Here is a 22,802-nt window from a genome sequence, read left to right on the forward strand (position 1 = left end):
ATCTATACCGGCTTTATTGATGACGCTGGAACGGACGTTCCTGTCTTCAGCTTAAGCTTCTCAGGTACCACGTTGGGTGAATACACCTTCACGTTGCTTGAGGCGTTAGACCATGCCGATGGTCTCGACAATAATGATCTGACCTTCGATTTGCCAGTTTATGCAGTGGATTCAGATGGCGATGATTCATTAATGTCTCCGTTGTCGGTGACCATTGGTGATGACGTCCAAATCATGGCGAACGGCACGCTGGATATCACCGAGCCGAATTTAGCTGACGGTACGGTGACGACCAATACGATTGATGTAATGACAGCGCAAAGTGCCGATGGCGCAGTGATTACTCAGTTCACCTATGACGGTGGTACCGCTCAAACTCTAGATCCAACAATCACGGGCGAGCAGAAATTTACGTTCACTGAGGGTGATGTGTTCGTCACCATTGAAGGCAATGTGCGTTTTGAGCCGAACCGTGATTTAGACCACGAGAGTGGCGATATCGTTAAATCACTGGTGTTTACTTCGAGTGATGGTGATGTGGATGTTGAAACGGCTACTGTCACACTGACGATTATTGATGGTGATATCCCAACCATTGAATCGGTGCCAAGCATCGCGCTTGCTGAAGCAGATTTAGCGGATGGCTCGTCACCAATCATGGGGGCAGTGAGTCAAACAGAAACCATCTCGTTCACTAATCAAAGCGACGATGTTGAGAAATTCCGCTTAGAGCCAACCGAATTTAATACAGATAACTCACTCAAATCAGATGGCTTGATCATTGAAATTCGTGAAGAGCCAACGGGCTCAGGCAATTATATTGGCTTCACGACCGATATTTCGAATGTCGAAACCACGGTGTTTACTCTCGATTTCAGCAGCACTACCTTGGGTGAATACACCTTCACACTTTTGGAAGCTATCGATCACAGACCAATCCAAGGTAACAACGATCTGACGTTCAGCTTGCCGGTCTATGCCGTTGATACCGATGGCGATGACTCTCTCATGTCACCACTATCGGTGACGATTACCGATGATATTCAAGCCTTAGTCGCTGGCTCATTGACAGCGAAAGAGCCATCAACAGGTGTTGAAACATCCAATACTGTTGACCTTATGCCGGACAGCAGTGCGGACGGAGGGACATTAACGAGCTTCAGCTATGATGGGGGGGCTTTACAAACTCTTAATCAAAACATCGCAAGCGAACAGTCGTTCACTTATGACGAGGGTACGCTATACGTCACTATAGACGGAAACATGCGATTTGAACCTGTGTCAGACCTCGATCATTCTGGTGGCGATATCGTCAAAACTATCTCGGTTAATTCAGTCGATGGAGATGGGGATATTGTCAGCACCTCTGTGTCGCTGAGGATAGAAGATGGCGATGAACCAGTGATTGATCTAATTCCTGATGTTGCTCTGAATGAAGCAAACTTAGCTGATGGTTCTGCCTCTACAGGGACAGCTGTCAGTGAAACCAAAGTCATTACCTTTACTGATGGTAGCGATGATGTGACGCACTTTAGGGTCGATACCACGAACTTCAATTCGTCAGGTGCATTGAAGTCAAACGGCCTGACAGTGGAAATTAAAGAGCAACCTACTGATTCGGGGAACTATGTTGGCTTTATTACCGGCGCTTCAAATGTTGAAACGAACGTGTTCACACTTGAATTTTCGAACAGCAATCTTGGTCAATATACATTTACGCTTTTAGAGGCTTTAGATCACGCTGATGGTAACCTTTCTAATACCTTAGATTTCGATATCCCTGTGATAGCGGTTGATGCCGACAACACCGATTCAGCATCGCCCTCTTTGAACGTCACCATTACCGACGACTTACAGCAAACGCAAGATCGTACTTTAAGTATTGTTGAACCTGTGACGACTTCAGGAGCAGGTGGTCCGCCAACTACAAGTATTGTCGATGTTATGCCTACAGAGAGTGCAGATGGTGCGACCGTTACCCAGTTTATGTATGGGGCAGATGGGCCGTTTACGCTTGTTCAAACTGATTTTACAGAGCAAGAGTTCACAGTTGCTGACGGACGGTTGTTCGTTAAGTTGGATGGCTCGCTCCGTTTTGAACCAGATAGAGACCTTGACCACTCGAATGGCGATATTGTTCGAACCATTACCGTGAAAACAAGCGATTTCGATAATGATGTTGAAACCGCAACGGTGACGCTTACTATCACGGATGGCGTTGATCCTGTTATCAACATTGTCCCTGACGTTTACTTATCTGAAGTGAACTTATCCGATGGTTCAATGCCGACGGCAGGGCCAGTTAGTTCAACTCATACCATCACTTACACAGAAGGGAGTGATGACCTGAGTCATTTCCGAATCGCTACGGATGAATTTAATTTTGGCGGGTTATTGAAATCAAACGGTTTAGTCGTTGAATTGAAGGAGGAGCCAGCGGATTCGGGCAGCTACGTCGGATTCACCACAAACGGTTCCGGTGCAGAAACCGATGTCTTTACGATTAGTTTTGATAGTGTTAACAAGGGCCAATTTACCATTACCTTGCTGGAAGCACTCGATCACCTTAATGGTCTCAATTACAACGATTTGAATTTCCGCTTGCCAGTTTATGCTGTCGATACAGATGGTTCTGAATCAACAAGGCGAGATGTCGTTGTGACCATTGAAGATGACATTCAGCAAATGCAGGATGGGGTTCTTACGATCACAGAACCAAGCTCTGGCACGCCGACAACAGCAACGGTTGATGTTATGCCCTTGCCAAGCGCGGACGGCGCGACCATCACCGAGTTTACTTACGATGGTGGATTAGCCATTTCGCTCGATCAGACCGTGACGGGGGAGCAAGAGTTTACCTTTACTGAAGGCTCTTTGTTCGTCACGTTAGATGGTGATGTTAGGTTCGAGCCAAATCGAAACCTTGATCATTCTGCCGGGAATATCGTTAAAAATATCGTTTTCACTTCATCGGATTTCGATAACGATATCTTCATGTCGAGTGTTCGACTGACCATCATTGATGGTGAAGGGCCCGCGCTGAATGTAGTCCCCGGCGTTAACTTATCTGAAAGTAACTTAGCAGACGGATCTTCTCCTGACTCGGTGCTGATTAGTGAAACCAATACAATCACATCCATCGCTAGCAGTGACGACATTGCAATAATTGTTGTCGACACGTCTCTATTTAACACTGGCGGATTAATCAAGTCGAATGGACTAGTGGTTGATCTAAGGGAAGAGCCAGCAAACTCTGGTGACTACTTAGCATTCACGACGGTTTCACCGGGCGTAGAGGTGCCTATCTTCACCTTAACGTTCGATAGTTCAAATCCAAGCATTTATACCTTTACACTACTAGAGCGACTAGACCATGCGCCAGGCGATGGCAACAATGACATTACTTTCGATTTATCGGTTTATGCCGAAGACACCGATGGTGATGTGTCCGCTCCTAAGCAACTTGAAGTGGTTATCGGGGATGATGTTCAAGTGATGCAATCTGGAGACTTACTAGTCACTGAGCCAACCTCGGGCATGGCGAGCAGTAATGTGTTTGAAACAATAACGGGTCCAAGTGCAGATGGTTCAACAGTTACTAAATTTACCTATGATGGTGGGGCCGAGGTTCTTCTCGATCAAAACGATACTAATGAGCAAGTATTTGTTTACCCAGAAGGGACACTGTTTATTAAACTCAATGGTGATATTCGCTTTGAGCCGAATAGAAACCTAGACCATGAAAATGGCGATATCATTAAGAACATCGTTGTTGCATCTCAAGACCAAGATCTCGATCTAGAAGACGCAACCGTTAGGTTAGTAATTAGTGATGGTGCTCCACCGACGATTGATATCATTCCACCAGTGAGCTTGAGTGAAGTGAACTTAGCCGATGGTTCTTCACCAAGTTTACCTGTGAGCCAAACAGAGCAGATAACCTTTACTGCGGGTAGTGACGACGTTAGCTATTTCCGTATTGCGACCAATGAATTTAATGTCGGCGGAGCTCTAACGTCTAATGGATTAGCGATTCAATTGAAAGAGGACCCTTCAGTTGCCGGTGGCTATATAGGATTTACTACGGAAGACCCTCTTCTTGGGCCAGAAGTTGAAATCTTTGAAATTAGCTTCTCATCGTTAGTGCTAGGCGAGTACACATTTACGCTCCTCGAAGAGATCGACCATGCGGACGTTCAAGGTAACAATGATCAACTATTTACCTTGCCTGTTTACGCGGTAGACACCGATGAAACCGATTCAGCAATGACACCACTCAGTGTCACCATTACCGATGACGTGCCTGAAATTACTGAGATAGAGGTTGGCAGCACCTTTGTTGTGGATGAAGAGGAGATTGGAACACCAACGCAAGCCTCGGGAAGTTTTGTGACGACCGAAGGAGCTGACCAAGTTGAAACTTACGAATTGAGAAATATCTCAATGTTGGAAGCGACGCTATCGTCTGGCAATGAAGGTATTAAGATCACTGAGATCACAGGTGCTGCTAACACGACCACCTACCAAGGTGCAACTGACCCTGGCGGAACGCCAATTTTCACATTAGTTCTGACTGATGATGGTGCTTACACATTTACCTTGCTTGGTCCTCTAGACCATGAGCCTAGCTCAGAGGCGAGAAATAAGCTGCTTATCTCCTTTGATGTAGTGGCTGTTGATAGTGATGGCGATGATTCCAACCAGTATCAATTACCAATTCAAGTCATTGATGATATTCCGGAAATGACGCCGCCGACGGGTGAAGTGATTGTCGATGAAGATGACTTAGCGGGTATAGGCTCTGACCAATCTGAAGATACCGTCATTAATGGTTTGTTTACCATTGATGAAGGTGCGGATGGTGTTGTGTTGTATGAGTTGGTTAACCCTGATGCAGTGCTAACAGGGCTTACGTCTAATGGTGAAGCCCTAGAGTGGCTTCCGGTTGTTGAGAGTGGTACGACATTTACCTACACAGCACAAACTGAGACAAGCAACGAGGCTGTGTTTGAGGTTGTGTTTGATACTACGGACAACAGCTATCAGTTTGAACTGTTTAAACCGCTCACACACCCTATAGCTGACGGTGAAAATAGCATAGTGCTGAATTTCTCTGTCGTAGCCGAAGATTTCGATGGCGACCAGTCTAATGCAATCGCACTGGATATTACGGTCACCGATGACATTCCTCTAGTGACAACTCAGTCTATCTCTCGCCTAGAAGGGCAAAACTACAATGACTCTTTGGTTAATATGTTTGCGAGTGCAACAGACCCAGGTGCCGACGCTGCTGTGCTCACCCAAATAGAAGGTATTTCAAATAGTGGTGTTGATATCGTTTTCAGGAGAGGAACGAGTGGAGCATTTAGTGATAGTTATGACCTGAACTTAGGGCGCCAGCAGGTTCGTGTTTATGAACAAACCGATGATGGAAGTGGAGGAACAGTAGAGAGAGAGTTGGGTCGCTTACGTATAAACTCGAACGGTGAAGTCGAATTTAGAGCAAATGGTTATCTAGATCATGACGGCGATGAGATCAACTTCTCGATCAATGTAATTGCAACCGATTCGGATTTAGATACCTCAGAAACGCCACTGAATATTACTATCGTTGATCAGGACTCAACGGCTGTGTCGCTGAAAGTGACGACAACGGAGGATATTGGTCGTGATGCATCAATTGATTATGCGGCGGGTAGTGAACCAACAGACCTAGAAAACACCTTTGATAATCAAGACGGTCTGCCTGATGCACCTGCTCAAGTAGCATTACAAGTAAACTTGTACGACCAAGATAACACAGAGGCGATCGGCCAACTGAAGATCTTCGATAATACCAACCATAGAGGTACATTCTATTACTTTGATGGTGCTGAATATGTGAAATTGTCTACAGATGTAGATGGAAACTATGTTCTAGATGGTGCAAATATCGTTCAGACGTTCATGCCTGATCCCGATGACTCAACTGATCCAAAAGATGTTATAGCTACCATCGATAATCTTTATTTTGTACCAGACCGAAACTTTAGTACCGGTAATGATGGAGCCACAATAAATTATGAATTGGAGATCGACAACAGCGGGGTACCTGACCATACGGTAAGCTCCAGCTTTAGAATTGAAATTGAAGCCGTAGCAGATGAGGCTGAGTGGGATGATGCAAATAGCACTTACACTTATCTTCCTGATACAGACAGCATGGGTGCAGAGATTCCGGTAACGGAAGATGGAAATACGATCACTCTTAACCTCGAGGCTGATTCTCAAGATACTTCTCGCCCTGAAACACTCACATATCAACTTACTGTTGATGAGGGCGCTGGGAAGTTCACTCTATTGGATAGCTCAGGTAATCCGATAGGGCCTGTTGGAGGCCCATATGTTATTGATGCGGCAGATATCAATAGCACAGTCGTCGATCCGATTGATAACTTCTCGGGCACCATTAGCTTTAAAGTAGTAGCTTTGACGGAAGAAACCCGTAATCCATTCCTAGATGGCGATAATAGCGGTGCTAACAGTAAACAGGTTGCCACCTCTGAAGAACGAATATTAGTTATTGATGTACTTCCAGACGCCGACTTAGGCACCTTAAGCGTGAATCGCAAAACCATCAATGAAGATAATATTCTCGATCCAGATACTGTTGGGGATCCTAGCAATAGAGTCGCGTTCACTCTTGATGAAGTGATTACGATGACACCATCTGAAGATTTGGATACGTCGGAAACTCTATACGTACGCATCAATAATATCACTCAGGGGGCTGGGCTTTATTTACTTGGGACCGATACCCTTGTACCAACCGTGACAATTGAGGGTGTCGATTATCAAGAGATTCTTTACTCTGAACTTGCCAACGTAGAAGTGATACCCAAAGAGCACAGTAATGAAGACTTTAGTTTTGATGTGTTAGGTGTTGTCAAAGACAAGGCAGATCTTTCAACGGGTGAAGTAGTTGATGAAATCACATTTGGTCCTAAAACAGTCAACGTTGAGGTCATTGGTGTTGCTGATGTGCCATTTGGTGGAACTAATGGTACCGATTGGGAAGAGTTTACAGATGGCGGTGTGAGTGGGGTACAAACCACAATCCAAGAGAGTCAAAGCGGAGATAACTACGCTGTTCTAGATTTCACGGTGTTGTCTGGTGAGAGAAAACCAGATGACCCGACTGATGATCCTCTTGTCGGCGATGATTCCGAATCGATAACTGTTATTCTATCAGGTATCCCTGAGGGCGTGGTAATCGAAGACGGTGATGGTACGGTTATCGACCTAAATTTCGTTGGGTATGAAGATGACATTAACGGAAACCCTGATTTAGATAAACCAATCTATGAAGCGAATATCACAGAGGAAGGTATTACTTCTGGTATCCGAATTCGTCCGATTGACTCGTCGACAGAAAATATTCATATCAAGGGGCAGATTGTCGTTACCGAGAACGATGGACACACCTTAACGTTTGATCAAGAAGTTCGAGTGTTGGTTGAACCTAGAATCGACACTTCTGCAACCTATAGCAACACCACAACCGGTGATGAAGACACCGCTATTAATATTGATTGGCATCCACAAGGTGATGATTACATTGATGATGACGAACATTTCACTTCAATTACCATTAATGGCATTCCAACGGATGTAGTCGCGGTGGTCAATGGTGATGTTACGGTCGATTCCAGCATGGCCGGCACCCTAATCATTACACCGAAAGACACCTCACAGACACCGGAGCAATTTACTCAGATTGCTTTGGCGAACAACTTTATCCAAATGACACCACCAGAAAACTCAAGTGTCGACTTTACGCTGACAACCGTCGTTGAGATGGAGGAGAGAGATTTCGAGTACACCGACGATGCGATTGTTGGTGAGGGCGGCCGAGTAGTTGCTAATCCAGCAATTACAGGCACCATCACAGTACAAGTTGTGCCTGTTGTGGAACCTAAAGATCCAGATGGAGATGGAGTTGACGATAACTTTATCGTTTTCTCCAATGAAGACGGTAGCGGTGAGTTAACATCAATTACATCTGATGCTGCGGGTGTAATCAAATTCACAACCAATAGTGATAACCAAGCCGTAGATGGTGGTGGTATTGAGATCTTGGATGGTGAGTACGTTATCCGTTACAAAGAAGATGATGTCTCTCCTGTATTTCCTATCAACGAAGTCGTTAACGAGGTCGTGGTTCAGTTGACTACTACGTCTGATGGCGCGTTACCAGAAGATGTGTTGAGTCAACTGCTCGTGACTGGTGCAGTGTATGAGGGGGATGGCCGTTGGGTAGTCACAGATGAAGATGCATTTACGATTAGCGCACCAGAAGGCTTAGATCTAACAGCGCCATATGATGATGGTATCTCGACTAACACTAGCAGCATTAAGATGACGGTGTTTACTCAAGTTGAAGACTTGGGGGACGAATTGGGTGACCAGAATTCTGCGATTGCTCCAAGAGAGGGTAATGTTATTTTGACCTTCCCTGAAGAGATCGTTGGTGGAGGAGAAATTGCTGCTGATATCGCTGCAACTCCGAACCAGACAATCGACGCGATTGAAGATACTCAGCTCATGCTTGGTGACGCGCTTGAAAGTATCATTACTTTCAGTGGTGGCGATGTATTTAACGACGAAATTACCATCGTTATTGATGATACCGTGTTTCTTGACCCATCAGATCTTACCCAAACACTTAACATCAGCATCGGTGGTAGTGGTGAGATTGACTTCGTTAACGGCGAATATGTGTATCAGTCCACTTTGGTACAAGGTGTAACGCCAGACTTCTCTGATTTGGTGCTGAATTTACCCGCAGATTATTCTGGGGACTTTAAATTGCCATTTACGGTGATTACCAAAGACCTCATCTCTGGTGATGAAAATGTACTTGATACAAGCGCCATTATTAAAGTCTCCGCAGTAACTGACGTAGCGCCAACTATTTCTGTCGATATCGCGGGTTCTTTAGATGACTCGTTGGATCCCGTTGATATCGATGGCCAACCGGGGGCTGAAGCTGTGGGGTATGAAGACACCTATATTGTGCTTGATTTCTCGGGTTCGGTTGCAGACCAAGTTAATGGTGTTGAAGGCGGTAATGAGCGCTTCACCGATATTACTCTAACCTTAACTGACACAAGTAATGGTGAATTTTACAGTGATACTGGAACGGCTTTAGGCACATCAATATCTTTCACTGAGACGGAAATTGATAATGGAGCCTTGTCTGGTGTTCTGTTTAGACCGAAAGAAAACTTCCCGACTTACGATGATGTAACTGATATGGATGTTGATAGCGTTAGCGTTACTGTGAGCGGTAATATTATAGACACTGCGACGTTCAACGAAGATGGCTCAACAACAACGGAAGATGCAACTCCCGAGTTTTTCTCAACGTCGGTTAGCTTTGACGTAGTCCCTGTGGTGGATGATATTGCGATCACTGGTCCTGGAACGAACGCAGATGTCATTGAAATAACGGGTAGTGAAGACCAAGAGATTTCACTCGCTGGCTCAAGTCCAGTGTCGATTGCTTTGACGGATTTAGATGGTTCGGAAGAGTTTGTCTCTATCAAGTTTACTGATGTCCCTGATGGCTTCCAATTCAGGGTAGATAACTCCTCAGACTTCACGGTTAAGAATAATGGTGGAGGCGTGTGGAGTGTCCAATTACCTTCAAGTGTCTCGAATTCATTCGATTTGAGCGAAATATCGGTACTGCCTCCGAAAGATTTCAGCGGTACTTTTGAGTTTGGTGTTGAGGTGTTTACGCAAGAATCTTTGCTCGGTGTACCAACTAACGCAGGTACTCTGCCAAGTTTCCAAGTGCATGTACTTCCTGTAGGGGACGATATTGATACGGATCCGACTGATTCGGTAGTCGGTTTAGAAGGCGAAAATATTGATATTGAAATCAACACGACTATTCTGGATAACGCATTTTCTGCATCGGGGAGTGGGACTTATACTGAAAACTCGCCAGAAACCATCCGTGTTGTGGTCAGCAATGTTCCACAAGACGCGTCAATTTTGCATCCGGATGGAACAACACTAGGTATTTACGATTCAGCCTCTGATACATGGACGTTAGACGTAGATGCAACAGCACTCGATAAGATCGTGTTTAACTCCGGTGAGCACAATTCAGACACAGGTAATGCGCTTGGTATTGATACACCGTTGTCTATTTCTGTTCGCTCAGTAGATACAGATGCGGATAACACTGAGTATTTAGGGGCGGAAACCATTTTCAGTGTCGACTTGGTGGTTGATCCGATCAATGACCAACCAACATTTGTCAATATTGAAAACTTAGAGACGCCGGAAGACACCTCTATTGCATTGAGTGATATATCGGGCTTTAAGATAGAGGACCCGGACGCCGTTTATGATGATCCGAACGCGATCTACACACTAACATTATCGGTCGATCAAGGTACGTTGACCTACACCTCTTCAACGGGTGTTACCTCTACGCCAACTAGTGGCAGCGCCATTGTTCTCTCTGGAACTTTGGCCAATATAAATACTGCTCTGGATACAGGTAGTGTCAGATTCGAATTGGGTGCGGATGAGAATTACCTAAATCAGGGAGGTGTTGCGACAGTCACTGCCACTGTTGATGATGGTGGTAATAACGGTCTGATTGATGCTGGAGACCCGAATACTGCTCAAACCAATCAAACGACCTTTACCATTAAGGTAACGGAAGTGAATGATCAGCCAGTGGCAACGGACATCGACTTGGGCACGATTGCTGAAGATGATCAAATCGTAATTAAAGCTGAAGATTTGATTGCAGCATCAAGCGATCCTGAAGGTGATAACCTGACAATAACCGATGTCAGTCTCACTTCGGGTCAAGGGCAGTTGGACTACTTTGAAAACAGTGGTGGTGTAGATGATCCGTCGATTACTGGCCCATATTGGGTTTTTGATGCCAACGATGAATACGATGCGACCAGTGGAGATATCAGCTTTACATATACCGTTCAAGACGATGGGCAAACCAATGGAGCTGATGACTTCCTAACAGACACCGGCGATTTGAGCTTAACAGTGACAGGTGTTAATGATTCGCCAATCATTAATGGTGACGGTGTCACGCCTGTCATTGACGAAGATGTCGAGCAATTGATTAGTGGCATTACCGTAGCAGACCCTGACTATGTAGGCGTTCATGCCGACGATTTCATGACGGTTACCTTGAGTGTCGATTTTGGTGCTTTATCGGTAACTCTGCCAGGAACAACCACTGTCACTGTTAGCGGGCAGGACACAAGCTCAATCATACTGGAAGGTACACCGGCGGATATCAATGCAATCATTAATACACCAACCACCCCTGTTGGCGTGTTTGTGAATACGCAATATATCCCATCGAACAGTATTCAGTTACAAGTGGTAGCTCAGGATAGTGGTAATCCATCTGGAATTATTATCGAAACACCACCAGAAGAGTTTACGATACAGGTGACACCAGTGGCTAACGCGCCAACGTTATCGATTGACCCTGCATCTAACTACGTGAGAAACATTACTGCGAGCCAATCAGTGAGTGCGAGTGGTATTCCTTTGGTTGGAATTATCGCGGCATTAACAGACATCACAGAAGAGCTAACGCTGCACATCAGTGATGTACCGGCAGGTGCTCAAATCACCAGTGACGTTGGTTCTGTGACCGATTTCGGTGGCGGTGTATGGGTGGCAACGGCGGATGCAATTGAAAGCTTGCAAGCGGTTGGGCTTTCTCAAACGCCAGGCAACTACACACTGAAAGTTGAGGCAGTTTCTGAAGAGACTGACAACAACGATACAGCGACATCGGCTTCGATTGACCTGAACTTGAACATTGTGTCTGACGCGGTTGATATTAACCTGGCTTCGGAAACCGATGATGTTCAGCTGTTTGCTGGCACCAATGCGACTGACCTAACTGCGGGCTCTGGTAATGACCGACTTGTTGGCGGTGACGGTAACGACACCCTGATTGGCGGCGGAGGCTCAGACATTCTGACTGGTGGTGATGGTATGGACTCGTTCGTATGGCTTAACATCGAAGATGGTGTTGAAGATACGATTACCGACTTTGATTTGTCGGAAGGGGACAGCATTGACTTGAGAGAAGTGTTGCCGGAGCTTAAAAATACATCTCCAGACATGACCGCGTTGCTACAACAAATAGACGCGAAAGTGGACGGGGATGATATTGAGCTTACGATCAACCCGGATGGCTTAGGTACTACGGAACAGGTGATTGTGGTTGAAGACCTTGCGCCACAGCTAACCTTAAGTAGCACCATGCCTTCGGACATTCTGGATGCATTGGTACAGCAGAATGTGATAACTCACGGTTAAAGCGAACCATTGAACCATAACGAAAGAGGCCAGCATTGCTGGCCTCTTTTTTGTTACGGTATAAATTGAAAAGAGTTACTTAAGGGAGTTGTGGATCAGGAACTCTTCTTCAACACCTTTCAATTTCATCTCATCCATAATGAAGTTCACCGTGTTCAACAAACGTTGTTCACCTTTAGGAATCAGATAGCCGAACTGACTGTTGGTGAATGGAGTTTCGCAGCGTGCCGCTTCAAGACGTTCATCAGTTACTTGATAGAATAGACCTTCAGGCGTTTCTGTTACCATCACATCAACTTTGCCTTCTGCTACTGCTTTCGGTACGTCGAGATTGTTCTCGTAGCGTGTGAAGCTTGCATTCTGCAAGTTCGCGTCGGCAAAGATCTCGTTAGTACCGCCAATGTTCACGCCCACACGAACAGAAGAGAGGTTCACTTTCTCAATGCTGTCGTACTGTTCTGCGGTGCCTTTTGCAACCAAGAAACACTTACCAAAGGTCATGTAGCCTTGAGTTTGTTCCGCGTTTAACTGACGCTGCATTTTACGTGTAATGCCGCCCATTGCGATGTCGTACTTATCGTCGTCTAGATCGGCCAGTAGATCTTTCCATGTGGTACGAACAATCTTCAATTCAACGCCTAATTGTTCCGCGATGTGCTGTGCAACGTCGATATCGTAGCCAGAGTAGCTTTTACCATCGAAGTAAGAGAAAGGCTTGTAGTCACCTGTGGTGCCCACACGCAGAGTACCTGATTTTTGAATGTCTTCTAGCTGGTCAGCGTGTGCGACACCAGAAAGTGCCAGAGCAATGGAAGCAAGTAATAGTGATGTTTTTTTCATTGTAATTGTCTGTTGTGTTTGTGTTGTCATTCAAAGTAACAGAAACAATCAGAGAAAGAGATCAAACCATTGGAAAGGTTGGAAAAGAAGATGAAACGAGGGCAGGAGATAGGTATTTCTATGGTTTGTGAGCATTGATCGAGGTGCGTTTCATATTCCGTTTTGATAAACCGAAGACAAACAAAAAGCCCATGTTATCGAATAACATGGGCTTCATTTTGGTTTAACTTGTTAGCTGCTTAGCTATTTGGCAACTGACTCGTTGTTCATCTTAGCCGGAGCTTTAGATGCGTTAACCAGTAGGATACCAACGGTTAGTACCATCGAACCACATAGTAGGAACAATAAGCGTCCTGTTGGTTCGTTTGGAATCAGAGCCATTGCTAGGATACCGAAACCGGCTGTGCTGATAAGCTTACCAAGCATTGAACGCTGTTTAGTATCTAGGTTTTGTTGCTCTTCGCCTTCCGCTACAAGCGGCGTGTTCCAGTTAGTAAATAGTTGGTCAACTTCTTTCTCACGCTCTGGCGATAGGCCTTTGTAGAAGCGAGAAGTCATGATGAAGTAACCACCTGTGAACACTACGTGAGCAGCTAAGCTAAGACCTACTTTCAAGTCGCTCCATTCACGGCCTGTAAGCGCTGTTTCTAGACCAAATAGGTTCTCGATGTCTTCTGCTTGCAGAGAGATACCGAAGATGTAAGAAACGAAACCACCAACCACTAGAGTAGACCAACCAGCCCAGTCAGGTGTCTTACGAATCCACATACCTAGTAGGACAGGGATAAGCATTGGGAAGCCAATCAACGCACCTACGTTCATTACGATATCGAACAAGCTTAAGTGACGCAGAGAGTTAATGAATAGACCAATCGCAATGATGAAAATACCCATCATGATAGTCGTTATCTTACTTACAATAACCAGCTCTTTCTGAGTCGCATTTTTACGAAGAATCGGGCTGTAGAAGTTCATTACAAAGATACCAGCGTTACGGTTCAAACCTGAATCCATAGAAGACATCGTTGCAGCGAACATTGCTGACATAAGAAGACCAACCATACCTGCTGGCATTACGTTTTGTACGAATGCTAGGTAAGCAGCATCACCGGCTTTGTCGCCCATTGATGTGTATTGCTCAGCGAACTCAGGCATGAATGCACTAACGTACCAAGGTGGTAGGAACCAAATTAGTGGACCAACAACCATAAGGATACATGCTAGGCCTGCCGCTTTACGTGCGTTTTCACTGTCTTTTGCACATAGGTAACGGTATGCGTTGATGCTGTTGTTCATTACACCGAACTGCTTCACGAAGATGAATACAACCCAAAGGATGAAGATGCTCATGTAGTTTAGGTTGTTACCTAACATGAAGTCGCCGTCGAAGTTAGCAACAATGTTAGTTAAGCCGCCACCGTGGAAGTAAGCTGCTACCGCACAAGTGATTGTCACGGCCATGATTACAAGCATTTGCATGAAGTCAGAAGCAACAACCGCCCAAGAGCCGCCGGTTACAGCCATCAATACTAGAACCATACCCGTTACCACAATGGTCGCTTCCATTGGGATGTTGAATACCGCTGCTACAAAGATAGCTAGACCGTTTAGCCAGATACCTGCAGAGATAAGGCTGTCAGGCATACCTGCCCATGTGAAGAACTGTTCAGACGTTTTACCAAAGCGCTGACGAATTGCTTCGATCGCCGTTACCACACGAAGTTGGCGGAACTTTGGAGCGAAGTACATATAGTTCATGAAGTAGCCAAAAGCATTGGCTAAGAATAGGATTACAATAACGAAACCGTCATTGAACGCGCGTCCTGCGGCACCTGTAAACGTCCATGCTGAAAACTGTGTCATGAAGGCAGTTGCACCAACCATCCACCACAACATTTTGCCGCCCCCTCTGAAGTAATCACTTGTAGAGGTGGTGAACTTACGGAACATCCAACCAATCGCGATTAAAAAGAAGAAGTAGGCGAGAACAACAAAAGTATCAATAGTCATCTTTTCAGCCTTTTAAATATCATAATTAACTGGGCTTAGATTAACGCGTCCTAAGTTTTATTTGTACTACAATATGTCTTTAGTATGATCTAGGTCGCATTGATTTTTCTAGTGCCAATGTGTGATCGTGTAAGCATTTGTTTTAATTGAATTTAAATGTGAGTGTATTTTGTTTGAGATCTAAAATAAATTGAGGGTTAAATGTTTATATGTATTACAATATAAACAAGGGCGCTTACTTTGCCGTATCTATAAGATTTTAATTATAACCGTAACAAATGTGCTACAAATCGATGTGTTGTGCGACGACATTCACGTTAATTTGGAACTCTATACTGAAAATTTTTGTATTGAGATTTCAAGTGTAGCTCATTGTTTTCACTTCGCTATTTTCTGTTTATCTGCGGCTATGAAGCCTTTCTATGCCATTTGTTTATTTTTTGTGCTTTAGAGGTGCGTGTTTGGAATTTTTGTCACTGAGTGGGCGTTAAACTGGACGGGCGGGACACATTTTGCGGCTCACTTTGTCTATTGTGGTCTTCAGTGCATGCCATGAGAGATGTTTGACGACGTATCGAAAAGGAACATTGCTGGGTAAGGGGCTGGATAGGCGATAGGAGGCACCAGTAACGCTTCGTTAGATGCGTGCTGAAGTCGATTGAAAGCTTACATTACTTGTTATTGCCTGTCTTAGTCGCGGAGCTGGACGAGCCCATAGAGAGAAAGGCGATAAGGTGTGGGGGAAACATAATGTTGATTGAGCGTGTTTTACGGTTAGTCAGCGCAATAAACGCCAGATAACAAAAAGCCCCACCGAGGTGAGGCTTCATCACTCAATCTAAAATAGATTAAGCGTTAACGTGATCAACTGCGTCACGAACCAGCTTGCCTAGTTCGTCCCACTTACCTTCGTCGATAAGGTTAGTTGGAACCATCCAAGTACCGCCACACGCAAGTACAGAAGGGATCGATAGGTATTCATCAACATTCTTCAAGCTTACGCCACCAGTAGGCATAAATTTAACAGGGTAAACCGCTGTTAGTGCTTTAAGCATACCAGTACCGCCAGAAGGCTCAGCAGGGAAGAACTTCAACGTGCGAAGGCCCATTTCCATTGCTTGCTCAACTAGGCTTGGGTTGTTAACACCCGGTACGATTGCAACACCCTTATCGATACAGTATTGAACAGTGCGCGGGTTGAAACCTGGGCTTACGATGAAATCAACGCCAGCTTCGATAGATGCATCAACTTGCTCGTTAGTCAGTACAGTACCTGAACCAATTAGCATGTCTGGGAATTCTTTACGCATGATGCGAATCGCTTCGATTGCACATTCTGTACGAAGCGTGATTTCTGCACATGGCATGCCGTTTTCAACAAGTGCTTTACCTAGAGGGATAGCGTCTTCAGCACGGTTGATAGCGATTACAGGAATTACTTTTAGGTTTGCTAGTTGTTCATTTAATGTCGTCATGAATTCTTTCTCACGTTAAATGTGGGTTTGCTTTCAACTAAGCAAACCCTTGATTAATAGTTAAAGTTCGTAATTATAGAGACAGATCAGGCGTCGCTTCTAGAGGAATGATAGCACCTGGATGCTGAATCACAGTCCCTGCCACAATGTGACCTGCTAACGCTGCATCACGTGCATTGCCACCGCTTAAGCGCTTAGCTAGGAAGCCCGCGCTGAACGAATCGCCAGCCGCTGTTGTATCAACAATGTTGTCTACTGGGTTTGGAGCAACGTACTGTGCGCTTTGGCTCTCAACTACTAGGCAGTCTTTAGCACCACGTTTAATGATGATCTCTTTCACACCAGATTCAGACGTACGTGCAATACACTGTTCAATGCTTTCGTCGCCGTACAACTCTTGCTCGTCATCGAACGTCAGTAGAGCCGTGTCTGTGTACTTAAGCATCTTCAAGTACCAAGAAATCGCTTCTTGTTGGCTTTCCCAAAGTTTTGGACGGAAGTTATTATCGAAGAATACTTGGCCGCCTTGCGCTTTAAATTTGTCTAAGAAGTTGAATAGCTGCGTGCGTCCATTCTCTGTCAAGATAGCAAGCGTAATACCACTTAGGTAAACCGCATCAAAAGAGAATAACTTATCAAGTAGAGCAGGTGTGTCTTCCTGGTCAAACATGAATTTTGCTGCAGCATCATTACGCCAGTAGTGGAAACTGCGTTCACCAGTTTCATCGGTCTCGATGTAGTAAAGCCCTGGTTGTTTGTGATCAAGCTGAGCAATTAAGCTAGTGTCGATACCTTCCGCTTGCCACTTTTCTAACATGTCGGTACTGAATGGGTCAGTGCCTAGTGCTGTTACGTAGCTCGTGTTGATATCTTGCTCTTTTGTTAAGCGAGACAAGTAAAGTGCAGTATTTAGTGTGTCGCCACCGAAACTTTGCTTAAGCCCGTCTTGTTTCTTTTGTAGCTCAACCATGCACTCGCCAATGACCGCGATGTTTAATGATTTCATATGCTTACCTTAGCAACTGAGGTTGCGCTGTTTATTATTTTAGGAAATCTTCACGCGCAGGGTTGAAGATATCAAGAAGGATGCTGTCTTGCTCTAGTGCAACTGCACCGTGCATCATGTGTTTACGAGCGAAGTAAGCATCGCCTTCTTTAAGGACTTTCTTTTCGCCTTCAATCTCAGCTTCGAAGCTGCCACGAACTACGTAACCGATTTGGTCATGGATTTCGTGAGTATGAGGGTGGCCAATCGCGCCCTTATCAAAACATAGGTGTACTGCCATTAGATCGTCAGTGTAAGCAACGATTTTACGCTTAATGCCGCCACCAAGTTCTTCCCATGGGTTTTCATCTAGGATAAAGAAAGAGTTCATTGTGTATCTCCTAATCTGTTTAAATCTTTTAAGTGTTACTTAACTTGCATCCATCATAAGGGAATGAGTTCAATTGTAATACAATATATCTAAATTTGTGTGATATCGATCAAGCGATACTTTATATAGCGTAAATAAATCAACAACTTAATAAATGGCCAATATTTACCATTAGTCATCTACATCAATGACTTATGGCTAATTGTGTGACTCTACTCATCATTTAGCGACGAATAGGTATAATTAAAGCTCATATTGTATTACTTTATATGAAGTTTGAAAATTTAATCAAAGTTTAAGCAGATAAACTCTTTATTGAGGGTGACAAAGAATATGACGACTAAACCAGTATTGTTGACTGAAGCAGAAATCGAGCAGCTTCATCTTGAAGTGGGCCGTTCTAGCTTAATGGGCAAAACCATTGCAGCGAACGCGAAAGATCTAGAAGCATTCATGCGGTTACCTATTGATGTCCCAGGTCATGGTGAGGCTGGTGGTTACGAACATAACCGCCATAAGCAAAATTACACGTACATGAATCTAGCTGGTCGCATGTTCTTGATCACTAAAGAGCAAAAGTACGCTGACTTTGTTACAGAATTACTAGAAGAGTACGCAGACAAATACCTAACGTTTGATTACCACGTACAGAAAAACACTAACCCTACAGGTCGTTTGTTCCACCAAATCCTGAACGAACACTGCTGGTTAATGTTCTCAAGCTTAGCTTACTCTTGTGTTGCTTCAACCCTGACACAAGAACAACGCGACAATATTGAGTCTCGTATTTTCGAACCAATGCTAGAAATGTTCACAGTTAAATACGCACACGACTTCGACCGAATTCACAACCACGGTATTTGGGCTGTAGCCGCTGTCGGTATTTGTGGTCTTGCTTTAGGTAAGCGTGAGTACCTTGAAATGTCAGTGTACGGCATTGACCGTAATGATACTGGCGGTTTCCTAGCGCAAGTTTCTCAGCTGTTTGCACCGTCTGGCTACTACATGGAAGGTCCTTACTACCACCGTTACGCGATTCGCCCAACTTGTGTATTCGCGGAAGTGATCCACCGTCATATGCCTGAAGTTGATATCTACAACTACAAAGGCGGCGTGATTGGTAACACAGTACAAGCCATGCTTGCGACGGCTTACCCGAACGGTGAGTTCCCAGCTCTGAACGATGCATCTCGCACAATGGGCATTACAGACATGGGTGTTCAGGTTGCAGTAAGTGTTTACAGCAAGCATTACTCTTCTGAAAACGGCGTAGACCAAAACATTCTTGGTATGGCGAAGATTCAAGATGCGGTATGGATGCATCCATGTGGTCTTGAGCTATCTAAAGCCTACGAAGCAGCTTCTGCTGAGAAAGAAATCGGCATGCCTTTCTGGCCAAGTGTTGAATTGAACGAAGGCCCTCAAGGTCACAACGGCGCGCAAGGCTTTATCCGTATGCAGGATAAGAAAGGCGACGTTTCTCAACTTGTTATGAACTACGGCCAACACGGCATGGGTCACGGTAACTTTGATACGCTGGGTATTTCTTTCTTCAACCGTGGTCAAGAAGTACTGCGTGAATACGGCTTCTGTCGTTGGGTGAACGTTGAGCCTAAATTCGGCGGCCGTTACCTAGACGAAAACAAATCTTACGCTCGTCAAACAATTGCACATAACGCAGTAACGATTGATGAAAAATGTCAGAACAACTTTGACGTTGAACGTGCAGATGCAGTACACGGCTTGCCACACTTCTTCAAAGTAGAAGACGACCAAATCAATGGCATGAGCGCATTTGCTAACGATCATTACGAAGGTTTTGACATGCAACGCAGCGTGTTCATGCTAAACCTTGAAGAATTAGAATCTCCGCTACTATTAGATCTTTACCGTTTAGATTCTCAGAAAGGCGGCGAAGGCGAACACCAATATGACTACTCACACCAATATGCTGGTCAGGTTGTACGTACTAACTTTGAATACCAAGCAAACAAAGAGCTGAACACGCTAGGTGAAGACTTCGGTTACCAACACCTATGGAACGTGGCAAGCGGTGAAGTGAAGGGCACAGCACTGGTAAGCTGGCTACAGAACAACACCTACTACACGTGGCTAGGTGCAACGTCTAACGACAATGCTGAAGTTATCTTTACTCGCACTGGCGCTAACGACCCAAGCTTCAACCTACGTTCAGAACCTGCGTTCATTCTACGCAGCAAAGGCGAAACAACACTGTTTGCTTCTGTTGTTGAAACGCACGGTTACTTCAACGAAGAGTTCGAGCAATCAGTTAATGCACGTGGTGTTGTGAAAGACATCAAGGTAGTGGCTCACACCAATATTGGTTCGGTAGTTGAGATCACCACAGAGAAATCAAACGTGACAGTGATGATCAGCAACCAACTTGGCGCGACTGACAGCACTGAACACAAAGTAGAGCTGAACGGCAAAGTATACAGCTGGACAGGCTTCTACTCAGTAGAAAAAACTTTAAACCCAGAATTAGCAGAGCAAGGGAAATAATAATGAGCTATCAACCACTTTTACTTAACTTTGATGAAGCAGCAGAGCTTCGTAAAGAACTTGGCAAGGATAGCCTTTTAGGTAACGCACTGACTCGCGACATTAAACAAACTGACGCTTACATGGCGGAAGTTGGCATTGAAGTACCTGGTCACGGTGAAGGCGGCGGTTACGAGCACAACCGTCACAAGCAAAACTACATCCATATGGATCTAGCGGGCCGTTTGTTCCTTATCACTGAGGAAACAAAGTACCGTGATTACATCGTTGATATGCTAACAGCGTACGCGACGGTGTACCCAACACTTGAAAGCAACGTAAGCCGTGACTCTAACCCTCCGGGTAAGCTGTTCCACCAAACGTTGAACGAGAACATGTGGATGCTTTACGCTTCTTGTGCGTACAGCTGTATTTACCACACCATTTCTGAAGAGCAAAAGCGTCTGATCGAAGACGATCTTCTTAAGCAAATGATCGAAATGTTCGTTGTGACTTACGCACACGACTTCGATATCGTACACAACCACGGCTTATGGGCTGTGGCAGCGGTAGGTATCTGTGGTTACGCAATCAACGATCAAGAGTCTGTAGACAAAGCGCTTTACGGCCTGAAACTAGACAAAGTAAGCGGCGGTTTCTTAGCACAACTTGACCAACTGTTTTCGCCAGACGGCTACTACATGGAAGGTCCTTACTACCACCGTTTCTCGCTACGTCCAATCTACCTGTTCGCAGAAGCAATTGAACGTCGTCAGCCTGAAGTTGGTATCTATGAATTCAACGACTCAGTGATCAAGACAACGTCGTACTCTGTATTTAAAACAGCATTCCCAGACGGTACATTGCCAGCTCTGAACGATTCATCGAAGACAATCTCTATCAACGATGAAGGCGTTATCATGGCTACGTCTGTGTGTTACCACCGTTACGAACAGACAGAAACTCTGCTTGGCATGGCTGATCACCAACAAAACGTTTGGGTTCATGCTTCAGGTAAAACATTGTCTGACGCTGTTGATGCCGCAGCCGACATCAAAGCATTCAACTGGGGTAGCCTGTTTGTAACGGACGGCCCTGAAGGCGAAAAAGGCGGCGTAAGCATCCTTCGTCACCGTGATGAGCAAGACGACGACACAATGGCGTTGATCTGGTTTGGTCAGCACGGTTCAGACCACCAGTACCACTCTGCGCTAGACCACGGTCACTACGATGGCTTGCACCTAAGCGTATTCAACCGTGGCCACGAAGTGCTGCACGATTACGGCTTCGGTCGCTGGGTAAACGTTGAGCCTAAGTTTGGCGGTCGTTACATTCCAGAGAACAAGTCTTACTGTAAGCAGACGGTTGCTCACAACACAGTAACGGTTGATCAGAAAACGCAGAACAACTTCAACACAGCATTGGCTGAGTCTAAGTTTGGTCAGAAGCACTTCTTCGTAGCAGACGACCAGTCTCTACAAGGCATGAGCGGCACTATTTCTGAGTACTACACTGGCGTAGACATGCAACGCAGCGTGATTCTTGCTGAACTTCCTGAGTTCGAAAAACCGCTAGTGATTGATGTGTACCGCATCGAAGCTGACGCTGAGCACCAGTACGACCTACCAGTTCACCACTCTGGCCAGATCATCCGTACTGACTTTGATTACAACATGGAAAAAACGCTTAAGCCGCTAGGTGAAGACAACGGTTACCAACATCTATGGAACGTGGCTTCAGGCAAAGTAAACGAAGAAGGTTCTTTAGTAAGCTGGCTACATGACAGCAGCTACTACAGCCTAGTAACCAGCGCGAATGCGGGCAGCGAAGTGATTTTTGCTCGCACTGGTGCTAACGATCCAGACTTCAACCTTAAGAGTGAGCCTGCGTTCATCTTACGTCAGTCTGGTCAAAACCACGTGTTTGCTTCTGTACTAGAAACGCATGGTTACTTTAACGAGTCTATCGAAGCCTCTGTAGGCGCTCGTGGTCTAGTTAAATCAGTATCTGTTGTGGGCCATAACAGTGTCGGGACTGTTGTTCGCATTCAGACTACTTCTGGTAACACTTACCACTACGGTATCTCAAACCAAGCTGAAGATAAGCAGCAAGCAACTCACACTGTTGAGTTTGCTGGTGAGACATACTCGTGGGAAGGATCATTTGCTCAACTGTAAATGATTAATACTAATCACAGTAAGTAAGTGAGCAGAAATAGCGCAGGAAAAAA

8 protein-coding genes are annotated in these 22,802 nt (G+C 45.1%); 3 read left to right on the forward strand and 5 right to left on the reverse strand.

Annotated features, from left to right (window positions below; translation table 11 throughout):
• Positions 1-12,369 (forward strand): cadherin-like domain-containing protein (locus AB4209_RS21445; RefSeq protein WP_372057315.1); only part of this gene is annotated, 12,369 nt, incomplete at its 5' end.
• A gap of 75 nt (positions 12,370-12,444) precedes the next feature.
• On the opposite strand, the gene AB4209_RS21450 is transcribed toward AB4209_RS21445, so the two are convergent.
• From AB4209_RS21450 to AB4209_RS21470, 5 genes are all read right to left on the reverse strand, one after another.
• Positions 12,445-13,209, reverse strand: coding sequence for a transporter substrate-binding domain-containing protein (locus tag AB4209_RS21450; RefSeq protein WP_017067326.1), 765 nt, complete (start codon positions 13,207-13,209; stop codon positions 12,445-12,447).
• 243 nt (positions 13,210-13,452) lie between these two features.
• On the reverse strand, positions 13,453-15,219 hold the full coding sequence (locus tag AB4209_RS21455) for a sodium:solute symporter family protein (RefSeq protein ID WP_017061487.1): 1,767 nt from the start codon (positions 15,217-15,219) through the stop codon (positions 13,453-13,455).
• 848 nt (positions 15,220-16,067) lie between these two features.
• The gene (locus AB4209_RS21460) at positions 16,068-16,694 is read right to left on the reverse strand and encodes a bifunctional 4-hydroxy-2-oxoglutarate aldolase/2-dehydro-3-deoxy-phosphogluconate aldolase (protein WP_017069898.1); all 627 of its coding nucleotides are present in this window, start codon (positions 16,692-16,694) and stop codon (positions 16,068-16,070) included.
• Between the two features lie 73 nt (positions 16,695-16,767).
• Positions 16,768-17,700, reverse strand: a complete 933-nt coding sequence (locus AB4209_RS21465; RefSeq protein WP_017061485.1) for a sugar kinase — start codon at positions 17,698-17,700, stop codon at positions 16,768-16,770.
• Between the two features lie 34 nt (positions 17,701-17,734).
• A complete protein-coding gene (locus tag AB4209_RS21470) occupies positions 17,735-18,070 on the reverse strand; it encodes a cupin domain-containing protein (RefSeq protein ID WP_009846518.1) in 336 nt (111 codons plus the stop codon).
• A 333-nt stretch (positions 18,071-18,403) separates the two neighbouring features.
• Between AB4209_RS21470 and AB4209_RS21475 the strand changes: the two genes are divergently transcribed.
• Together AB4209_RS21475 and AB4209_RS21480 are read left to right on the forward strand one after the other, a co-directional pair.
• Positions 18,404-20,593 carry a heparinase II/III family protein gene (locus tag AB4209_RS21475; RefSeq protein WP_372057305.1) on the forward strand — a complete coding sequence of 730 codons (2,190 nt, stop codon included), beginning with the start codon at positions 18,404-18,406 and terminating at the stop codon, positions 20,591-20,593.
• A gap of 2 nt (positions 20,594-20,595) precedes the next feature.
• The gene (locus AB4209_RS21480; protein ID WP_372057307.1) at positions 20,596-22,749 is read left to right on the forward strand and encodes a heparinase II/III family protein; all 2,154 of its coding nucleotides are present in this window, start codon (positions 20,596-20,598) and stop codon (positions 22,747-22,749) included.
• The last annotated feature ends 53 nt before the right edge of the window (positions 22,750-22,802 follow it).

Source organism: Vibrio sp. 10N.286.48.C11 (genome assembly GCF_041469805.1).
Classification (GTDB): Bacteria; Pseudomonadota; Gammaproteobacteria; order Enterobacterales; family Vibrionaceae; genus Vibrio; species Vibrio crassostreae_C.